The 16874-nt window shown below is 66.8% G+C and carries 16 protein-coding genes and 1 pseudogene; 8 read left to right on the top strand and 9 right to left on the bottom strand.

Annotated features, from left to right (window positions below; translation table 11 throughout):
* Positions 1–53: 53 nt before the first annotated feature.
* Positions 54–617 carry a GFA family protein gene (locus tag Afe05nite_RS30405; protein WP_307835659.1) on the bottom strand — a complete coding sequence of 188 codons (564 nt, stop codon included), beginning with the start codon at positions 615–617 and terminating at the stop codon, positions 54–56.
* Between Afe05nite_RS30405 and Afe05nite_RS30410 the strand changes: the two genes are divergently transcribed.
* Positions 521–928, top strand: a complete 408-nt coding sequence (locus Afe05nite_RS30410) for a hypothetical protein (protein WP_203820673.1) — start codon at positions 521–523, stop codon at positions 926–928. The genes Afe05nite_RS30405 and Afe05nite_RS30410 overlap by 97 nt on opposite strands.
* Before the next feature lie 150 nt (positions 929–1078).
* Here the strand turns inward: Afe05nite_RS30410 and purD are convergent, their stop codons facing one another.
* From purD to Afe05nite_RS30430, 4 genes are all read right to left on the bottom strand, one after another.
* Positions 1079–2317, bottom strand: coding sequence for a phosphoribosylamine--glycine ligase (gene purD / locus Afe05nite_RS30415; protein ID WP_203820674.1), 1239 nt, complete (start codon positions 2315–2317; stop codon positions 1079–1081).
* 372 nt (positions 2318–2689) lie between these two features.
* A complete protein-coding gene (locus Afe05nite_RS30420; protein WP_203820675.1) occupies positions 2690–3172 on the bottom strand; it encodes a P-loop nucleotide/nucleoside kinase family protein in 483 nt (160 codons plus the stop codon).
* Between the two features lie 387 nt (positions 3173–3559).
* The gene (locus Afe05nite_RS30425; protein ID WP_203820676.1) at positions 3560–4558 is read right to left on the bottom strand and encodes a hypothetical protein; all 999 of its coding nucleotides are present in this window, start codon (positions 4556–4558) and stop codon (positions 3560–3562) included.
* A 315-nt stretch (positions 4559–4873) separates the two neighbouring features.
* Positions 4874–5764: a carbon-nitrogen hydrolase family protein gene (locus Afe05nite_RS30430; RefSeq protein WP_239118297.1), complete on the bottom strand. Its 891-nt coding sequence runs from the start codon at positions 5762–5764 to the stop codon at positions 4874–4876.
* A 533-nt stretch (positions 5765–6297) separates the two neighbouring features.
* Between Afe05nite_RS30430 and Afe05nite_RS44865 the strand changes: the two genes are divergently transcribed.
* On the top strand, positions 6298–6747 hold the full coding sequence (locus tag Afe05nite_RS44865; RefSeq protein ID WP_203820678.1) for a hypothetical protein: 450 nt from the start codon (positions 6298–6300) through the stop codon (positions 6745–6747).
* Between the two features lie 13 nt (positions 6748–6760).
* Here the strand turns inward: Afe05nite_RS44865 and Afe05nite_RS30440 are convergent, their stop codons facing one another.
* Positions 6761–6910, bottom strand: a complete 150-nt coding sequence (locus tag Afe05nite_RS30440) for a hypothetical protein (RefSeq protein WP_203820679.1) — start codon at positions 6908–6910, stop codon at positions 6761–6763.
* Positions 6911–7174: 264 nt separating this feature from the next.
* Positions 7175–7783 (bottom strand): YdcF family protein, encoded by a 609-nt coding sequence (locus Afe05nite_RS30445; protein WP_203820680.1) that lies wholly within the window; start codon positions 7781–7783, stop codon positions 7175–7177.
* 320 nt (positions 7784–8103) lie between these two features.
* Between Afe05nite_RS30445 and Afe05nite_RS30450 the strand changes: the two genes are divergently transcribed.
* From Afe05nite_RS30450 to Afe05nite_RS30460, 3 genes are all read left to right on the top strand, one after another.
* Complete coding sequence (locus Afe05nite_RS30450; protein ID WP_203820681.1) at positions 8104–8844, top strand: creatininase family protein; 741 nt, start codon at positions 8104–8106, stop codon at positions 8842–8844.
* A complete protein-coding gene (locus tag Afe05nite_RS30455; RefSeq protein ID WP_203820682.1) occupies positions 8841–9683 on the top strand; it encodes a carbon-nitrogen hydrolase family protein in 843 nt (280 codons plus the stop codon). Before Afe05nite_RS30450 ends, Afe05nite_RS30455 begins: the two co-directional genes overlap by 4 nt.
* 142 nt (positions 9684–9825) lie before the next feature.
* The gene (locus Afe05nite_RS30460; protein WP_203820683.1) at positions 9826–10353 is read left to right on the top strand and encodes a hypothetical protein; all 528 of its coding nucleotides are present in this window, start codon (positions 9826–9828) and stop codon (positions 10351–10353) included.
* Positions 10354–10497: 144 nt separating this feature from the next.
* Here Afe05nite_RS30460 and Afe05nite_RS30465 read toward each other — a convergent pair whose 3' ends face one another.
* Complete coding sequence (locus tag Afe05nite_RS30465; RefSeq protein WP_203820684.1) at positions 10498–10998, bottom strand: nucleoside deaminase; 501 nt, start codon at positions 10996–10998, stop codon at positions 10498–10500.
* 143 nt (positions 10999–11141) lie between these two features.
* The gene (locus tag Afe05nite_RS30470) at positions 11142–11327 is read right to left on the bottom strand and encodes a hypothetical protein (protein ID WP_203820685.1); all 186 of its coding nucleotides are present in this window, start codon (positions 11325–11327) and stop codon (positions 11142–11144) included.
* Between the two features lie 857 nt (positions 11328–12184).
* Here Afe05nite_RS30470 and Afe05nite_RS30475 point away from each other — a divergent pair.
* The 3 genes and pseudogenes from Afe05nite_RS30475 to Afe05nite_RS30485 all read left to right on the top strand — a co-directional run.
* Entirely contained in the window at positions 12185–13699 is a 1515-nt protein-coding gene (locus Afe05nite_RS30475) for a DUF2397 family protein (protein ID WP_203820686.1), read from the top strand.
* A complete protein-coding gene (locus Afe05nite_RS30480; RefSeq protein ID WP_203820687.1) occupies positions 13696–14997 on the top strand; it encodes a DUF2398 family protein in 1302 nt (433 codons plus the stop codon). Before Afe05nite_RS30475 ends, Afe05nite_RS30480 begins: the two co-directional genes overlap by 4 nt.
* Positions 14990–16874: pseudogene (locus tag Afe05nite_RS30485) on the top strand (hypothetical protein); the annotation flags it as partial. The gene Afe05nite_RS30480 and the pseudogene Afe05nite_RS30485, both read left to right, overlap by 8 nt.

A 16874-nucleotide genomic window follows, 5' to 3' on the forward strand; every position in this document is an offset into this window, starting at 1 on the left:
CCCCGCGGACCCGGGCGAAAAGCCGTCGCAGCTGTCTTACTCGGACGCTGGGATCAGCCCCCGGTGCTGTGCTGGCCGGCGGTGACCCGGGGCAGCCAGGTGACCGCATCATCACTGAACGATTGGCTGGTCGGTACGAGACGAGGATCGTCGTGGTTGTCGAGCGCGGGAACGTTGATGCCGATCGTGGTGTCGCCGTAATCGAGCGCGGCGATGTGGCTGCCGCAGACCGGGCAGAACCCTCGCTTGGTTCCGCTGGGGAAGGTGTCGTACCAGGTGAGTTCGCCTTCGCCGGTCCAGGTCAGACTGGAGAGCGGGAAGCCGATCCACCACTGCATGGGGCTACCACCGCGGGTCTTGCAGTGAGAGCAGCTGCACAGATGGGGGAAGTCGGGTTCCCCGCTGACGGTGAAGCGGATAGCGCCGCAGAGGCAGGTGCCGGTCCACGTTTCGGTGGCTGCAGTAGACTTTTTGGGCATCAGGCAAAGTCCTTCGCACGGTGGGCTAACTGGGTCCACCAGTGTGTCATCGCACCGAAGATCTGCAGGAATCCCTCGACGGTCTGCGGGAGGTCGAAGCCGTACAGGTCGCTCTTTCTGATGAACTGCGCGAGTCATTCGATCTGAGCGGCTTCCACGCTGAGGCCGCCGATCTGGCCGGCTTCGTGATCGTCGTCGAGGTGCAGGCGGTAGTGGTAGTCGAGGGCCGGCAGGTCGCTGCCGCTGCTCTGGCTGGTGAGCTGCCCGTACCGGTCGGTGATGTCGCGAAGGATCTCAGTTCGGCGGTGCGCGATTGGCTGATCAGCAACGGTCTGCGCGGTGAGCCGGCCGCGCTGCCCGACGAGGTGGTGGCAGCAACCCGGGCCGATACATCCTGGCCTACGAGCAGCTCACCGGACTGCGGTTCGCCGACTTCCGCACCTCGGTAGACCTATGACCTGCCCCGACCGTGCCAGGCCATCGGGCTTTCGGGTGCCCAGCACAGTCGCAGATCAAGCACGTCACGGCAGGCTGCTTTGCACGGGGTCTTTAAGGACTCCGACGCCGTCAATGCACACCTGGATCACGTCACCAGAGGCTTACCTCTGCCCGGTCAACGGTGACGGTAGGCCGATGTCGGACCGCATCACCGCGCCGGCGAGGGTGACCCGACCGGCGAGCTCGTAGGCAGCCGTGCGGGCCTCGTCGAGAGTGTTGCCCAACGCGGTGCAGCAGAGCGCCCGGCCGCCGGAGGTCACCAGCCGCCCCTCTCGGGTCAGTCGGGTGCCGGCATGCAGGTAGCCGGGTCCGTCTACGCCGGTGATGCAATCTCCGGAACTCGGCTGTTCGGGGTAGCCCTTCGAGGCGATCACCACCGTGACCGCCGCCTTATCGTGCCAGCGCAGCGGCTCCAGCCCCTCCAGGGTGCCGGTGGCAGCACGGTAGAACAACTCGGCGGGGCTGGTGCGCAGCAGCGGCAGCAGTACCTGCGCTTCCGGGTCTCCGAACCGGACGTTGAATTCGATGACCCGCGGCCCCTGATCGGTGAGACACAACCCCACGTACAGCAGGCCGGCGAACGGGGCACCCCGGTCGGCCATCTCCTTCAGCACCGGGTGCACGACGTTCTCCAGCACGTCGGGGACCATGGCGTCGCCGGCCCAGGTGATCGGTGCGTACGCGCCCATCCCGCCGGTGTTCGGTCCGGTGTCACCGGTGCCGACCCGCTTGTAGTCCTGCGCGAGCAGCATCGGCACCGCGGTAGTTCCGTCGGTGACCACGAACAATGAGATCTCTGGTCCGTCGAGGAACTCCTCGACGACCACCCGGTCACAGCCGGCGGCGTGCTCGAGCGCGGCCGACCGGTCATCGGTGACCACGACGCCTTTCCCGGCGGCGAGGGAGTCATCCTTCACCACGTGCGGGGCGCCGAACTCGTCCAGCGCCGCAGCTACCTGCTCCTCGGTGGTGCACGAGTACGAGCGGGCGGTCGGGACACCGGCGGCGGCCATTACGTCCTTGGCGAACGTCTTGGAACCCTCCAACTCCGCCGCCGCACGCGTTGGCCCGAAGCACGCGATTCCAGCGGCCTGCACGGCGTCGGTGGCACCGGCGACAAGCGCAGCCTCCGGGCCGACCACGACCAGGTCAGCCCGGAACGCGGTCGCCGCGCCGGCTACCGCGTCGGCGTCGGTGGGCGCCGCGGGGAAGAGTTCGCCAAGCTGGCCGATCCCGGGATTACCGGGAGCCGCGGCCACCGCCGTAACCGATGGATCGGCGGCGAGCGCCGAGGCGAGGGCATGCTCACGACCACCAGAACCAACCACGAGAACGCGCATGTCGCCATGATAAGGGTCAAGCCGCTACACACCGGACGCTCATATTCGCTTCATATCGTGAATCGCGCCCGAGGGTCGGAGCGGTCTGAACGGATCAGTTCGACGGTTTTCGCGGTTGTGCTGGAGGGTCCGAGGCGAGCACCAGAACATGGGCCGGCCAGCCGGAGTGCGTACTTTGCTGCGGTTCTGGACTCGCTGCCGGCCTGCGGTTTCCATTCCTTCCTGCTGGCCAACGACTGCCAGGAGCACAGGTATCCGGACGCGGTGCTGCAGCCTAGTTGGCCCGTCCTGCTCCGTGCGGGTTACATGGGCCTCAAGGACCTCAGCGACCTCGTGTTCTCCCGCACCGACGTTGACTATCTGCCGTAGCGATCACGACAACGCGTCGTGGAAGAGTTCCTCGCCCTCGCCGGACGGAACCTCGAACCTGGCGGTGAAATCGTCCAACGCCTCCGGCGTCACCCGAAGCGCGTTCGCATCCCCGCGCTGATTGCGGTCGGTCAGCCGCCGCAACAACTCGTCCCGGCCCACATCGAAGTAGACCAACCGCCATGAGCCGCCCGTCGCCTCGACGAGCTTCTTCGTCTCGTCCCGGTCCGTACGCCGCCACAACCCCGCATCCAGCACCACGTCACGGCCAGCCTCAACCAGTGCGGCTAGGCGGCGGTGCGTGTCCAGGACGACTGGAGCCTCCTTCGCGAAATACTCCGATTCGTGGTAGTCGATCCCGTAGCGGCCATGCCGGGCGAAGACCTCTTCATCAACGCTCAGCCGCACGACTCCACGAGCCTCCAACCGCCGCGCGAACGTCGTCTTACCCGACCCGGTCAACCCCACCAACAACCACACCGTCACGGAGGTCAGCCTCACACACCGCCGCCGTGCCGGAGGCAGTACAGGACGGCGACGTCACCGGCGGCACCGATACGGCCTGGTGCCGTGAATTCGGGGTACTACGGCACAGAATGAGATCACTACCGCCACAGATCGGCCGACGTCGGAACGGATCATGCAGGGTGTCAAACAGCACGCAGTTGCCCCAGTGGGGTTGCGGCGCTGGAGCAGGGCGACTAGATCGTCGGGGCCGTGCGACACGCACACTTTTATTGTCCCGGCCTGGTCGAGACGCACAGCGACAGCGGTAGCGGTTCCGACCAGGGCGCGATTGCCTTGGTGACCGAGGTGGGCTCGGACGCCGGGTGTTCGCGAGCTTGGGACCCACCGGCTGAGGTCACGAGTTGACTATCTGGCTCCGATGCGGCTGGCGAGAGCGCGCAGCTCAGACGGGGTAGGAGTCGGTGCGTACACGAGCGTGGTGACGAGTTCGCGGACCGATGGTCGGTTGATCTCTTCTGGGGCGTGGCGCTCGGCGGCGAGCAGCGCGTGGGCGGCGCGGTCTGGCCGGCCGTGGCGGTGCCAGGCGCGGGCGGCGTCGACCAGGAACCGGCCGCGGCGTTCCGTTGTCGGCAGTTGGGCGGGCACCACCGCCGCGGCATGAGTGAGGGCCGTGCCGGTTTCGCCGAGCGCGGTGTAGGCGCCGATGCCGTAGACGTCCACCGTGGCTGAGTTGAACGGCAGCATTCCGTGCCGGGCGGTTCCGTTGATCCGGGTGGCGGCGTCCGCTGCTTCTCGCAGGTAGGTGTCCGCGGCGGCCCGGTCGCCGGCCTGAGCAGCGGTGTACGCCGCGGTACAGAGCAGGCTGCCGTAGGCGCCGATGACCTCTAGGCCGGGCTGGCCGCGATCGGCGCCGAGCTGGTCGGCAGCGGTGGACAGCAGGTGCAGGGCCCCCTTGTGGTGGCCGTCGCGGCGCATGGTGATCGCGAGGACATGGGTGGACGCGGCGATCGTGATCCGATGTCCGGTCGCGCGCGCTGCAGTAAGGCCGCGGTCGGCGAGGGTGAGCGCCACCGCGTCATCGCCGTACTTAGTGGCAAGTGAGGAGCCGAGCGCGTACGCGCGGGCGAGCATCTCGGCCAGGGTGGTACGGGCTGTGCCGGTGGCCGTCTGATGGGTGGCGTGCAGGGCGGCCAGCAGTGGTGAAAGCAGCTCGGATGCGGCGGCGTACCGGGAGTCGGTGTAGGAGCTGCTGGCAGCGTCGAGGGCGGCGGCTGCCCGGCCGGTTGTCCACGGTTCGGCGGATGTGCCGGCGGCGAGCAGCATCGGGTCGAGCTGACCCGCAGTACCCACGGCCACGGTCAGACCGGCGGCCACGGTCCCGGTCAGCAACGTCCGTCGCTTCATCAGTTCACCGCCTCTCCTGCTCGCAGAGTAGCGGCCGCGGGGCGAGGCCACGCGGACCCCGCACGGACGTGTCGGCCGGCGGCGCCGGCGAGGCCGAGCATGTTCCAGGAGATGGTGAGCGCGGCGGCGCGGCGGCGCGGCGGCGCCGGACGGTGATGTCGTGCAGAGGCGGCGGTCCCTGCTCGAGTGGCGACACCACGGACCCGCAGTAGCCGCAACGCTGTCCAAGCTCGGACTGCGTGAGCCCGGCAGCTCTGCGGACAAGCCAGACGGTTGCCGGCCGGCGCGTTCCGCCGGCCGGCAACGTTCACTGACTCAGGACCGCGCCCGTTCGAGGCTCCGAGGATCGGTGAGGGCCTGGTACTGGGTGTAGAGGCCGCTGCGGGCGACTCTGCGCCACGGGCGGGCGTGGTTGTCGGCGGAGAGGTTCAGGTCGGCTGTCGTGATGGCGGGTGTGAGTTCCGGCGGGCATTGGGTGAGCCAGTCACCCTCGGGCGTGATGATGCCGGAGGGTGCGTTGGGTGCGTCCTGGGCGGTACTGGCGTAGCTGACCCAGTAGCTGTTGGCGGCGGCGAGGGCCTGGGACTGCAGGGCGAACGGGCCGTTGTTGGTGGGCGTTCCCGGGCCGTGGGTGGAGAACAGGACGCAGTCGACGTCGAGGCGCTCGTATTCCAGGAACATCTCGGGGAAGGCTGCTTCCATGCCCATGGCGCAGCCGAACCGGACGTCGTCGACGGTGAAGGTGACCGGGGTCGAGCCGGGGGTGTACATGTGGCTGACCTTGGTGTGCGACAGCATCCGCTCGTCGTAGCGGGTGACGATCTTGCCCTGGTCGGAGATGACGTAAAGGCTCAGGTGCGGTCGGTGGGGCGGGGTCAGCGGGTGGACCGAGCCCAAAACGGTCCACAGCCGTAGTTCACCGGCGAGGACTGCGATCGCCTGGAGTTGGACTGCGAGCGTGGTCCAGTCGGCCCGGTCCCAGTCGGCAGGGCCGATGTGATCGGCGCCGGTGGTCGACATGGTCTGCTTGCTGGGGCAGGTCAGCGCCCCTTCGGGCAGGTGCAGCAGCCGGGCTCCAGCAGCGTGGGCGTCGCGCATCAGGCGACGGATCTGCTCGCCGCTGTCGCGCAGGGCTGCGGTGTCGCCCGGGTCGGGGTGGACGGTGAGTTGGGCGACGGCCAGTCGCAGGGGCGTGTTCTTCGGCATCGGTTCTCCTGGCGGAGTCGTGCGGAAGTGCCGTAGCGCAGCGGTGTAGGACTCGCCAGTCTTGGCGGCTCGGGTGCGTACCCGGTGTTTGAAGTTCCTGTTTGCTGTCATGGGGCCCTCCGCTGTCCCGTGCGTCGATCCCCCGAGCGATCAAGACGTCCGGAACATGCGATCCAGGACAGCGACCCGGTACTTTGAAAAGTCCCTTTGCCTCCGTCGAGGACCGCGCGTCGGGGACGGTCACAGGAGGTTCGGCGGTGGGCCACGCCACTGCCGACGTTAGCAGCATCGCGCCGGGTCCGCTATCACGTCCCGACAGGCTCACCCGTCGGAGACAAACGGTCGCTCAGCCACCCGTGGTTGCCCGGATGCCGGCCCATACCCTCACCGGGTGAGTATGACGGTCGGCAGCTTCACCGAGGAGGCGACGAGGGCTCGCTCTGCCGTGTCGCTGCTGATCTCGGCATCGATGCGCGCGGTGTCCGCCGGCTGACTGCGGGCTGGTCGCGTCGCTGTTTCCGTACGATTGCGGGATGGGTGGGCCGCTGGCGCGATGGAGCGAGGACACCTGCGCAGTGTGCCCAGCTCAGGCGCTGGGCCCTGGCGCGTTCGATGTAGTGGCCCGGCCGAGCCAGGAGATCGCCTACGACCGGCAGATCGGTTGGCGCGTCGACCAGGCGGGTACCGCCGTGTGTGTCCACCCCTACCGGGTCGGCCTGCCACCCGGCCGATACGCCTCAGCCGCAGAGCCGCTACCCGCCTCGAGTACACCAACTCCCGAGCCGCCACCGGAAGCTCTGGACTTGCCGGAGGATCTGATCGACCTGGAGGGCTGGCTCGTGGCGACGCTGCGGGTGGTCGACCAGGATCGCATCTTCGGTGCTGTCGCCCGTGCTGAACGCGAGGCGGCACAACGGTTCGCACCCGGCGAGGTCGTCACCGCCCTACGCCGGGTGCTCTCCGTGGAGCTGGCCCGCCGCTAGCCGGCAGCGCCGATCAGACCGTCTTCGCGTCGAGCTCGTGGCGGCGGCCGTGGCTGCTGGCCAGGTCGTAGCGGTCGTGGGACAGGCCGAGGCGCCGGTTCACCTCGACCGCGCCGAGCCCGTGGCAGGCCGGCTGCTCACCCAGCCGACCGCCTAGTAGCACTCGTTGGTGGCCCGCCGCACCTGTAGGTGAACCGCTCGCTCTGCGTGGCGCGGACTGGCGCTGGCCCTGCTCCAGCTAGCGCTGTGGGTCGCCCAAACCACGCTCACGGCGGGTGGGATCACCCTCGCCGCGAACGCAGCAATGCCGCCGCGACCGGCGACGCGACTGCTGGACAGATTCTCGCCCACTTTCCGTGATTACGGCTCGATGATGCCGCGGTAGGGCAGAGGGGGGAAGTTTGTGACGTCTCCGCTGCCCGACGAGTCAGGCTCCTGGCTTCGTTCGAGTCCAGCCCGCCTCCGTGCGGGATAGCGGCGGTAAGTCGCCATTGCTCAAGAGCTTCTTCAGGTACTCGAACTCGCCTTCGATTCGCGGCCGATCTGAACTCGAAGCCCAACTCGTCCGGTCATAGGGGCGCCCGTCAGCGCGGGCGGGCGGATTCCAAATGGCGGCGTAGATCCGTTCGACGGTAGGCAGGCCTGCGGCGAGCACGTGCACCTGTCGCCGTTGCCACCACTTGACCACGACGACGACCGTTCGTACCGCGTCAAGACGTTCCTCGATGAGCGGGCGGGCGAAGGCCACGTTCTCCACGGAGGTGCGAGAACGTCGTTCGACGAGCATCTGCTCCGGCGCGATTCCCTGCGACTGGAGCAGCCGCGCATGCACGTCGCTCTCCACCTGATCAGGCTTACGGCGGTTCGGACCTCCAGTGAGAACGATCAGCGGCGCAAGCCCCGATCGGAAGACCTCCGCGGCCGGCGCCACAGCATCGGGCAGGGTTGATCCGAACACAAAGATCAGGTCGGCCTTGCCCAGCCCCGACGCGGAGGCGTCAACGAAGTCCGCGACGGTGTCATCGACCTCCGACATGTCGGCCATTTTAACCACTCGGCAACTCGGGGCACCTCGCCAGAACCGCTGGCCAACCCGCCCCGGGCAGCACCGACGAGCGGCCCTAGTCGTGGCCCTGCCCGTTAGCGGCGGCTACGACGCGGTGACCTCCTCCGTCGCGACCTGCGCGTAGTCCAATCCGCCTCAGCACCGTTGACCAGACCCGACAGCACGGCCAGGACTGTTGCAGCTGAATCGGGTGGTAGCGCCACCACCTCGTCGCCATCGGCGAGGGCGCGCAGATACGGGCAGCGCCTTCGTTGACCACCTGTGAGCCGCGGAGATGCCAGGATGAGCCGGTGGATCTGACATCGCGCACGACGACCGCTGACGTACGGCAGCAACGTCCGACTACCGCGGTCCTGCCGGTCGGCAGCTTCGAGCAACACGGCGATTTCCTACCGCTGGCCACCGACACCCTCATCGCGACGGCCATCGCCACACGTATCGCCACCGCCTACAACGTGCTGCTGTTGCCGGCGGTGACGATGTCCTGCTCCCACGAACACGCTGCATGGCCCGGCACCGTCAGCATCAGCCACCAGACCCTGTCGGCCATCGTCACCGACGTTGCCGGCTCCCTGCACGCCCAAGGCATGCACCGCCTGGCGATCGTCAACGCTCACGGCGGCAACTACGTACTGGCCAACGTGGTCCAAGCCGCTAACGCGAACACGCCTCGCTCGATGACGCTGTACCCGACCCGGACGGACTGGGACACCGCCCGTCGTGACGCAGAGCTCGAGACCTCCGCGCACGACGACATGCACGCCGGCGAGCTGGAGGCGTCCATCCTCGCCGAGGCATACCCCGAGGTCCTGCGTGACGAGGCACTGGAGCAAGACCATGTCGCCGGCGATCGGTCCCTGTTGCTGATCGACGGTATGGGCGCTTACACATCTAGCGGCGTCATCGGCAGACCCTCAGTGGCAACCGCCGCCAAGGGGGAAGCCCTTTTGAATAGCCTGACCGCCAGCTTCGGCACCCATCTACAGCTTCTCAACGAGCACCAGCGGATGCCCGGCCGGGCGCCGCGATGAGCGCGCCGCTGCGTATCGCTATCGGCCAAACCCGGGTGACGACAGACCCGGAACGCAACGGCGCCGCGATCCGGGCAGCGATGCGCGACGCAGCCGGCGCGGGCGCCCGGCTGATCCACCTGCCAGAGGGCGCCCACACTGGCTACATCGGTCCGGCCAAGAGCCACTTCACCGGCTGGCACATCGACTGGACACCAGTCACCGAGCAACTCGAGCACACCATGACCTTGGCCGCCGAACTGGGTATCTGGGTGGTAGTCGGCGGCAACCATCGCCTCAGCAACGGCCACCGGCCGCACAACAGCCTCTGGGTGATCAACGACCGCGGGCAGATGGTTGACCGTTACGACAAACGCTACCTGTCCCATAACGAGGTCAACGGCTTCTACACCCCCGGCACCCGGGCCTGCGTGGTCGAGGTCGATGGCTGGCGTCTGGGGCTGTTGATCTGCATCGAGGTCAATTTCCCTGAGCTGTGGACGGAACTCGGGGGGCTTGAGGTCGACACGGTGCTGTTCTCCACCTTCTCCGAGGACCCGATCTTCGAGGTGATCGCTCGCGGGTACGCCGCCACCCACGGGTTCTGGATCAGCACCGCCCTGCCAGCCCAATGTGCGGCGTCGATGCCGTCCTCGCTGATCGGCCCGCACGGCACAGTGCTGCACCAGGCCGCTTCCGACGGTGAGGACCTGATCATCGCTGACCTTGACCGCGCCGACCCGGCCCTCGACATCGCCCTGAACAAAGCCCGGCCCTGGCGGCGGACCGCCCGGGCCGGCGACATCTACGCGGCCCGCCGCGTCGACGATCCCCGCAGCACCGACCGCACCTGCATCTGACCAATTGCACGCCGTAGCTCCTTACCGGCCCTGCGGGCACCGCCACTAGGTCAATGGTGCGTTCCCGAGCGGCGAAGGAGCCGCGGTGTGATCATGACCGGTCTACGATGCACCAGGACATCCGAGAGGAGTCTCTGCGGCGATGACGCTGGAGCAACTACGCGACACCGACCTGTCCCCGCCACAGGACACCCTGCTGTCCTACCTGCGCGGCTGCGCCACCGTCGCTGAGGTCAACGCCCGACCGAACGGCTGGGCTTTCCTCTCGGCCTACCACCTGCTCGACGCGCACGGCGAGTTCTTCACTGCGGCGGCGCGGCCCATTGAGGTTTTGAAACTGCCGGACCGGCTTTGCTACGGCAATGCCGCCTCGACCGCAGCCACCTACGCCACCGACGGCCTGATGTACGCCGAAGGGTTCGCCACCGTGACCGCCGGCGCCCAGCTGCTCCCGCTGCCGCACGGCTGGTGTGTCACACCGGACGGGGTCGTCGTCGACCCCACCTGGGACTTGCACCCGGACACGACCTACTTCGGCATCACTTTCCCCGATCCGGCGATGTGGCCGTACGACGGTGGCGGATTGCTCACCGACCCCGACCGGCTGCTACCGCTGCTACGCGACGGCCTCACCCTCAGCGCACCGTCCCGCCGGGATCCTTGGCCGTGATTGCCATCCCGGGCCCGCCGCCGATCGGCTGACCGCCAGCGGCGGCCGTCGCCTCAGCATGGATTCGGGTGATGCTGCGGGAGTGGGGGCACGCCGATGGCTGCGATCAGAGCGACAGTCCCACCCGCGTCCGGGAGAGTGTGCTCAGGGCAGTTCAGTCAGAGTGCGGGCCCAGCGGCGAAACCCCGAATCCTCGCTGCGTTCGCAGTAGCGTCGGAACTGATCTTGTACCTCGGCGCGGCGGATACCACCCGTCATGGAGGGCGGCACGTACCAAGGCAGGTCCGGGCTAGGCGGCCACGCCGCGGCAATGCCGGAGCTGCCATCGGCCGGCGACTCGAGTCCGAAGAACACCTCGTCGACCTTGAGCGCCATCGCCGCGCCCAGGCACATCAGGCACGGCTCGAGGTTCACCGCCAGCCGTAACCGATGCGCGCGGGGCCGCCAGCCAAGCGCCTGGTCCGCAGCGATCATCGCTAGCAGGTCGGCGTGCACCAGCCGGCGCCCCTGCGCTCGGTCCTGGGTGTACGCGCTAGCGATGATCTGCCCGCCCATCTCCACAACGGCTCCGATCGGCATCTCACCACGGGCCAGACCCTCCTCTGCTACCTCAAGAGCAGCCTGGATCATCGCGTCTGGGGTCATACCGCAACGCTAAACTCCCCGCAGACAAGGCGGGCAGCACGCCCAGCTCACCGGCTCGGAGCGCTCCAAATCTTCCAGCGGTCACTGCCGGATCACGGTGCCCCGCCTGGTGTGAGGTGACGGCGCACCGTGCGTGGACGCGGCTACTCGGTGTCGTAGTCGTCGTAGTCGTCGTAGTCGTACGGGTCTTCCGGCGCATCATTACGGTCGGCGGCCTCTTGCGCCCGGTCGTCAAAGCCGCTGGTCGCGGTCGGCGAGTCGGGGTCGCGGTCAGCGGCAGCGCTGATGCGGTCGGCGGCCTGTTGATCCATCGGTTCAGGTCGGGCCATGACGGTTTCCTCGTCGGCTCGTGCCCTCGGTTACGCCTGGGGCTACTCGCCCCCGAACCGCACCCTGCGGTCGGGAGGTCCGATCCCGGGGGCTACGTCGGTGCCAGGCCCGCACGGTGCGGGCTGCCCAAGGTGGTCACCGCGCGCGACGTGCCCGGCGGGATCAGCCGGAGGTTCTCACCCCGCGTACCCGGCTATGGAATGCCGGTCCCATCTATGTGCTCCACGGTACGCCGACTGTCGTTGCGGTTCTTGACATTGGTGCTTCCAGCTCATCGGCTGCGGCGTCTACTCGCCGACCCTGGCTTGCCAGCGGACCACCCATCGATGCTGGCGCCATGGGGCTTTGCCATGCCACCGGCGGCCCGGCCGGTACTGGCGGGCGTGGGCGTGCTCGTCGCCGGACTTCTCTTCGGTACCGGCGCAGCGCTCGGTGAGCTGACCGTACGCCATCTGCACCGCCAGCTAATGCTTCGTTGACAGCGCTCCGCGTCCGGGAACCGTGCCCGCGGTCCCCGGCCAACTAAAGATGCGCGAAAAACCGCTGACATGATCGAATCCTTCGGTGCATTTGGGCAGGTCAATCACACTCTAAAATGCACGCGCCCGGTCGGATGATCCGCTTCTCCAACGGGCGCACCGCGCCCGCACCGGCCATCGAATTAGCACGTCCGTTCCACAGGAGAGCGGTGTCCTGCCGTGATCTTGGAACCACTTGCATCGTCTCGCAGGCTCCCTGAACTGCAGTTTCGGAGATCGCAGTAACTCGCTGGGATAGAACATGTGTACGCAGGCACATTTTTGTCGTACCCACCTGCCAAACTCCTGCCCGAATCAGAAGCGCCCTGGGGAGGATCATGAATGCGGACTGGTGGCGGGGCATCGAGCCGGATATGTGGAGGTTTGCCGGGGAGCCTCGTGGTGACGCCCGCGAGGACTACGCGGCTGTTCTGTCTGCGTTGCTCCGGCTCAGCGGCACCTCTGCGATGTCCACCATGCAGGACATCGCGGCGCAGATGGCCGATGAGGGCTATCGGGAGCCGATGACCTCGGAGCTTCTCCGTGACCGCCTGGACGAGCTGGTTCAGATGCGGCTTGTTCTGGTGTTTCTGAGTCCCACGGCCGCGCGAGAGGAATTACGGGACGGCAACCGCAGACAGGAGGCATGGTCACTCAGTAAAACGGGCCGCATTATCGTACGGTCGGTCCGGGATGCAATTATTGACCTTAATCGTGTGCTCGCCCTGCCGCCGCGTTTGATCGATTCTATCCAAGAGACGTTGCGTCAGCTGCTCCTGCACTTTCACGACGAGCCGATGCGGCTGGCATTGGATGTTGCGGCGGTGCGGTCGCATGTCGCGCAGCTTCTTAATGCTGCTGGTGACTACTACGAGGCGACTCGCATGCTAAACCAGCACGACGTGACTGACGATGAGGTGTTCGGCGAAAGCCGGCGCCGAATTATGACGGTGCTGCGGCAATTCGTTCAGCACACGCAAGCAGCGCTGATCCCTCTACGGCGAAGTTTGGACGACGTCCGCCTGACGGGGTACGACGTCATTGCCGAGGCCGCCGCTCCGGGCGCCGGCGCCGTGTTCGCCGACACCACGGCCTGGGTCGATGACGCAGTGACGCAGTTAGAAAGTCTGGACGCATGGTTCGTGCAGGGCGGCAACATCGACAAGATCATCGACTCGGCGAACTTCGCCATCGACGCCCTGCTGTCTGCCATCATGCGTCGCTACCATGCCGCCCACCGCGCAAGTGATCTCGCTGCGGACTTCCGGCAGCTGGCCTACATGATCCATGCTCAGGAGAACGACTCCGACGCGTATGCGGTATTCGCCGCGGCGACGGGGCTGTGGGCCGCTCAGCATCCCCGAGGAATCAGCGACGAGGACGACGTGCGTCCGGCGGAATGGTCCGAGCAGACACTCGGCATCGCCACACATGTCGTGCTCGGCCGTCGGCCGGCCACGGTGACCCCGGGCCCGCGCGCCGCCCGGCAGCTGGAGAATCTCGCCCTCAAACGAGAGGCCGAGGAACAGGCGGCCCTGGCAGAAATGGCGCGCTGGGCCGACTTGTCTGCCGGCTTGGTGACCCCGGGGATCGTAAACCTAGATTTTTTCACCGGCGTCGACGACGAGCACCTCGAGATCCTGGTCGAGCTGATCGAAGAGGCGATGGACAGTTTCGATCCCGATCTTGGGTACGGCGAGGCGTTGACTTTGCGATGCCGGCTTCGGCTGGCCCCGGGCCAGCCTGGCGTGGTGCACCGCGTGCGTGCGGGTGATGGCTTCCTCACAGCGCCCGACGTCCTGATCGAGATCTCACAGATCGACCATCAGCCCATGCTGGCAGGCACGCGATGAACGACTTGGATACCGCGTTCGACCTGCCCGAAGATCTCCAAAGCAGCGAGCTGACGCCCATCATCTCGGCCCTTCTGAAGGAGCCGCTGCTGACCGAGGAGTCGAGGCCGGACATCTACCGGCTGGCTCGGCACCGCGACAAGGAGCTGCTTGGCTGGTTCCAGAGCAACGCGGGGTGGCACGTCAAGACATCGGAATTTGGGCGCTTCATCAGGCTGTTCAAACGCCGGCAGGCACCACCGCGTGACCGCTGCGTGCTCGCCGGTCCCGGTGGTGGCCCGTCATCGCCGCTGGTCCTGGTGTTGCTCAGTTTGATCGGAGAACAGTTGTGGCGGCGACCTATGGCCACTTACGGCGACCTGCAACGCGAAGTCATTCGAGTGTGCGCCGGCGAGTCAGCGCGAGACGCCCTGCCCGCCTTCAAAGTCGTCGCCGAAGCCGGCGAGACGAAGGCTCGCGCCGACCAGCACCGGCGAGCGTTCGTCGAAGCGCTGGAGCTCCTGCGGCATTGGCATGTGATCAGCACCGATCGACCCTTGACGGCCGGCGAACATGACGCCAGCAATGACGTAGTGATCACTTGCGACCCGGAACGGCTGAACGACTTCCTCGCGGTAACAGCCCTCTCCCAGATGCCTATCGACCTCGATCAGCCGAAGACCCACGTCGCCGTGCTCAGCCAGGACCAGCAAGACCTGCCTGAGCACGCCTCCGAGAGCCAGCAGGACTTGCAGCGGCGCCACCGGGCGCTGCGGGCCGTACTCGACGACGCCGCCGTAACGCTCAACCACGAAGGCCCAGCGGCCCGCTATCTCTCCACGTCGGGTGGACGACGGCAGGCCCTGCAGACCGCGATGGTGGCCGGACTCAACTGCTTCGTACGGCGCAATGTCTGGCTCACCTGCGACGCTGATCAAGCCACGACGGATCTGGAATTCCCGCACACTCAGTCCATCCGAGGACAGGCGGCACTCCTGATCGTGCACTGGCTCCGGGCCAACAGGCCCGAAAGCGTTCAAATTGAGCAATGCGTAGCCGTCATCGAACAAGCGATGTCCGCTCACAGTGACTGGGCGAGAAGCCACCGCACCGCCGGCTCGATCCAAGCCCTGACCAAGGACGCGCTGGTCACTCTGGAACGGGCCGGTGTTCTCGCTCGCCGAGCCGACAATCCCGCCGAGTGGGTTCCCACCGGCGCTCATTTCTACTGGCAGGTCCGCCCCAGCAACCCTGAACGACAAGCAGCGACACCCCCCATCGCGGACGACCTTTTCATACAGGACGGTAGCCATGACTGACCAGCTCAAGCCGCCCACAGAGGTCACCTTGTTCGATGGACTCAACACCGCTCGCCCACTGAACGTCGACGCCGAACCAGGCGCGACCGGCCGCTGGCAGCCGGTCCGGGCCGGAGTGGTGAACTCCTGGGCATGGATCGACGAACAATTTCTGTTCCGCGACGGCTGGACAGCCCTCGTCGGCCCTAACGGATCCGGCAAGTCGCTCACCAGCGGCGGTTGGGTTCCGACCATGCTCGACGGCGATGTGCGCCCGGCCGCATTGTCCATGTCACAGCGCGCCAGTGGGACCCTGGCCGATCGCCATCACAACCGCAACCCGGATCGCGAGAAGACGGGTCTCTGGTGGCTGGAGTTCGGCCTTCGCGGCACCGACGAGGTAACGCAGTGGCTCACGCTCGGCTTGTGGATCAGATGGCGCGGCGCTAACGCCGACCGACTGGAACAGGCATGGTTCATCGCGCCCGCTCGTGTCGGCAGCGAGCTCATTCTTCAACGTGACTCCGTACCGGCCGACATCGACGGACTCACCGAGCAGCTCACCGCACTCAACGGGCAGCTGTTCACCTCGCACGATCGTCTCCTGAAAGCCGCCAACCGGCAGCACACCAGCGTTCAAGACGACTCGGCCTATGCCGAGGCCGTGCGGGCGAAGCTATTCCCCATGATCGACGGCGATCAGATGGACGCGATGACCAGTGTGCTGCGGGCGCTACGCAGCGTGCGCGTCAACGACCGGATGACGGCGAACGAGATGCACAGCACGCTGACATCTGCACTGCCAGCCCTTCCATCGCAATACACCGGGCTGCTGGCCAACAACCTCGGTCAGCTCGAGGACCTGCAAGGCAAGCTCGACAAAGCTGGTCACGAACGCGACCTGCTGGTTCGGCTCGCCCGCTTGTACGTCCGCTATGCCGACAACGCCGCAGCCGTCATCGCTCACGCCGTATTGGCTGCTGCTGCCGAGGTCCAACGAGCCGAAAAAGCGGCCGCCGACCTGGAACGCGAAACCGGTGAGGAAAAGCGCCGACAAACCGCGGCGGACGAGGCACACCGCGAGGCCGAGCAAGAACTGGCGAAGCTTCGCATCAGCGCCGAGGTACTCAAAAACCGAACGCAAGGTCATCCGGGCGCACACCTGCCGGCGATGACCGGAATGGTCAAAGCCGCCCAGGAGACAGCAAGACTCGCCGCCTCCCATGCAGATCAGCGGCTTCAAGAGTCTGGTCGCGCCCGAAAGGAGCAAGACGAGGCCACTGAGGCTTTCACGACGAACGCCCGGCACGTGTCGACGCTTGCCAACAAGACACGCGAGCACGCCCAGGTGGTCAAGGCCGAGGCCTTCTGTGAACCCATACGACAAGTAACCAGCCTGCTGACCGCAGGGCTCGATCAGGATGCGCACCTTGAAGCAAACGGCATTCCCGCTGCGGCCGAGGCGGTGTCCACCTGGGTCCACCAGCGAGAAACCACGATACACAAGATCCACGCAGCGAACTCCGAGGTCGAGGCCCGGCAACGCGCACAAGACCAGGCTGAAGGCAGACACCACACGGCCGCGACAGAACTCAGCGACGCTCAACAGCAGGTCGAGGCAGACCAGCAACTCGTCGACACGCAAGACGCCGACGCCCAGCGAACGCTGGAAGAGTTCAACACTGGGCACGGCGCCGTGCTGGGCCGCGTCCCGATGGCCCTGCTGGCCTCGATACCGCTGAACCCCGGCGAGATCAGTCGATGGGCAGATCAAGCATTCAACACAGCCATCGGCGAGATCAACCTCGCAAAAGTCGAAGCCGACGCAGCAGCAGCTACTCGGCGAGCAGACAAGGCAGCACAACTGCTCACGGCCGCCGAGGCCGACGCGACCCGAG

This window comes from Paractinoplanes ferrugineus, from assembly GCF_016862195.1.
GTDB classification, from domain to species: Bacteria; Actinomycetota; Actinomycetes; order Mycobacteriales; family Micromonosporaceae; genus Actinoplanes; species Actinoplanes ferrugineus.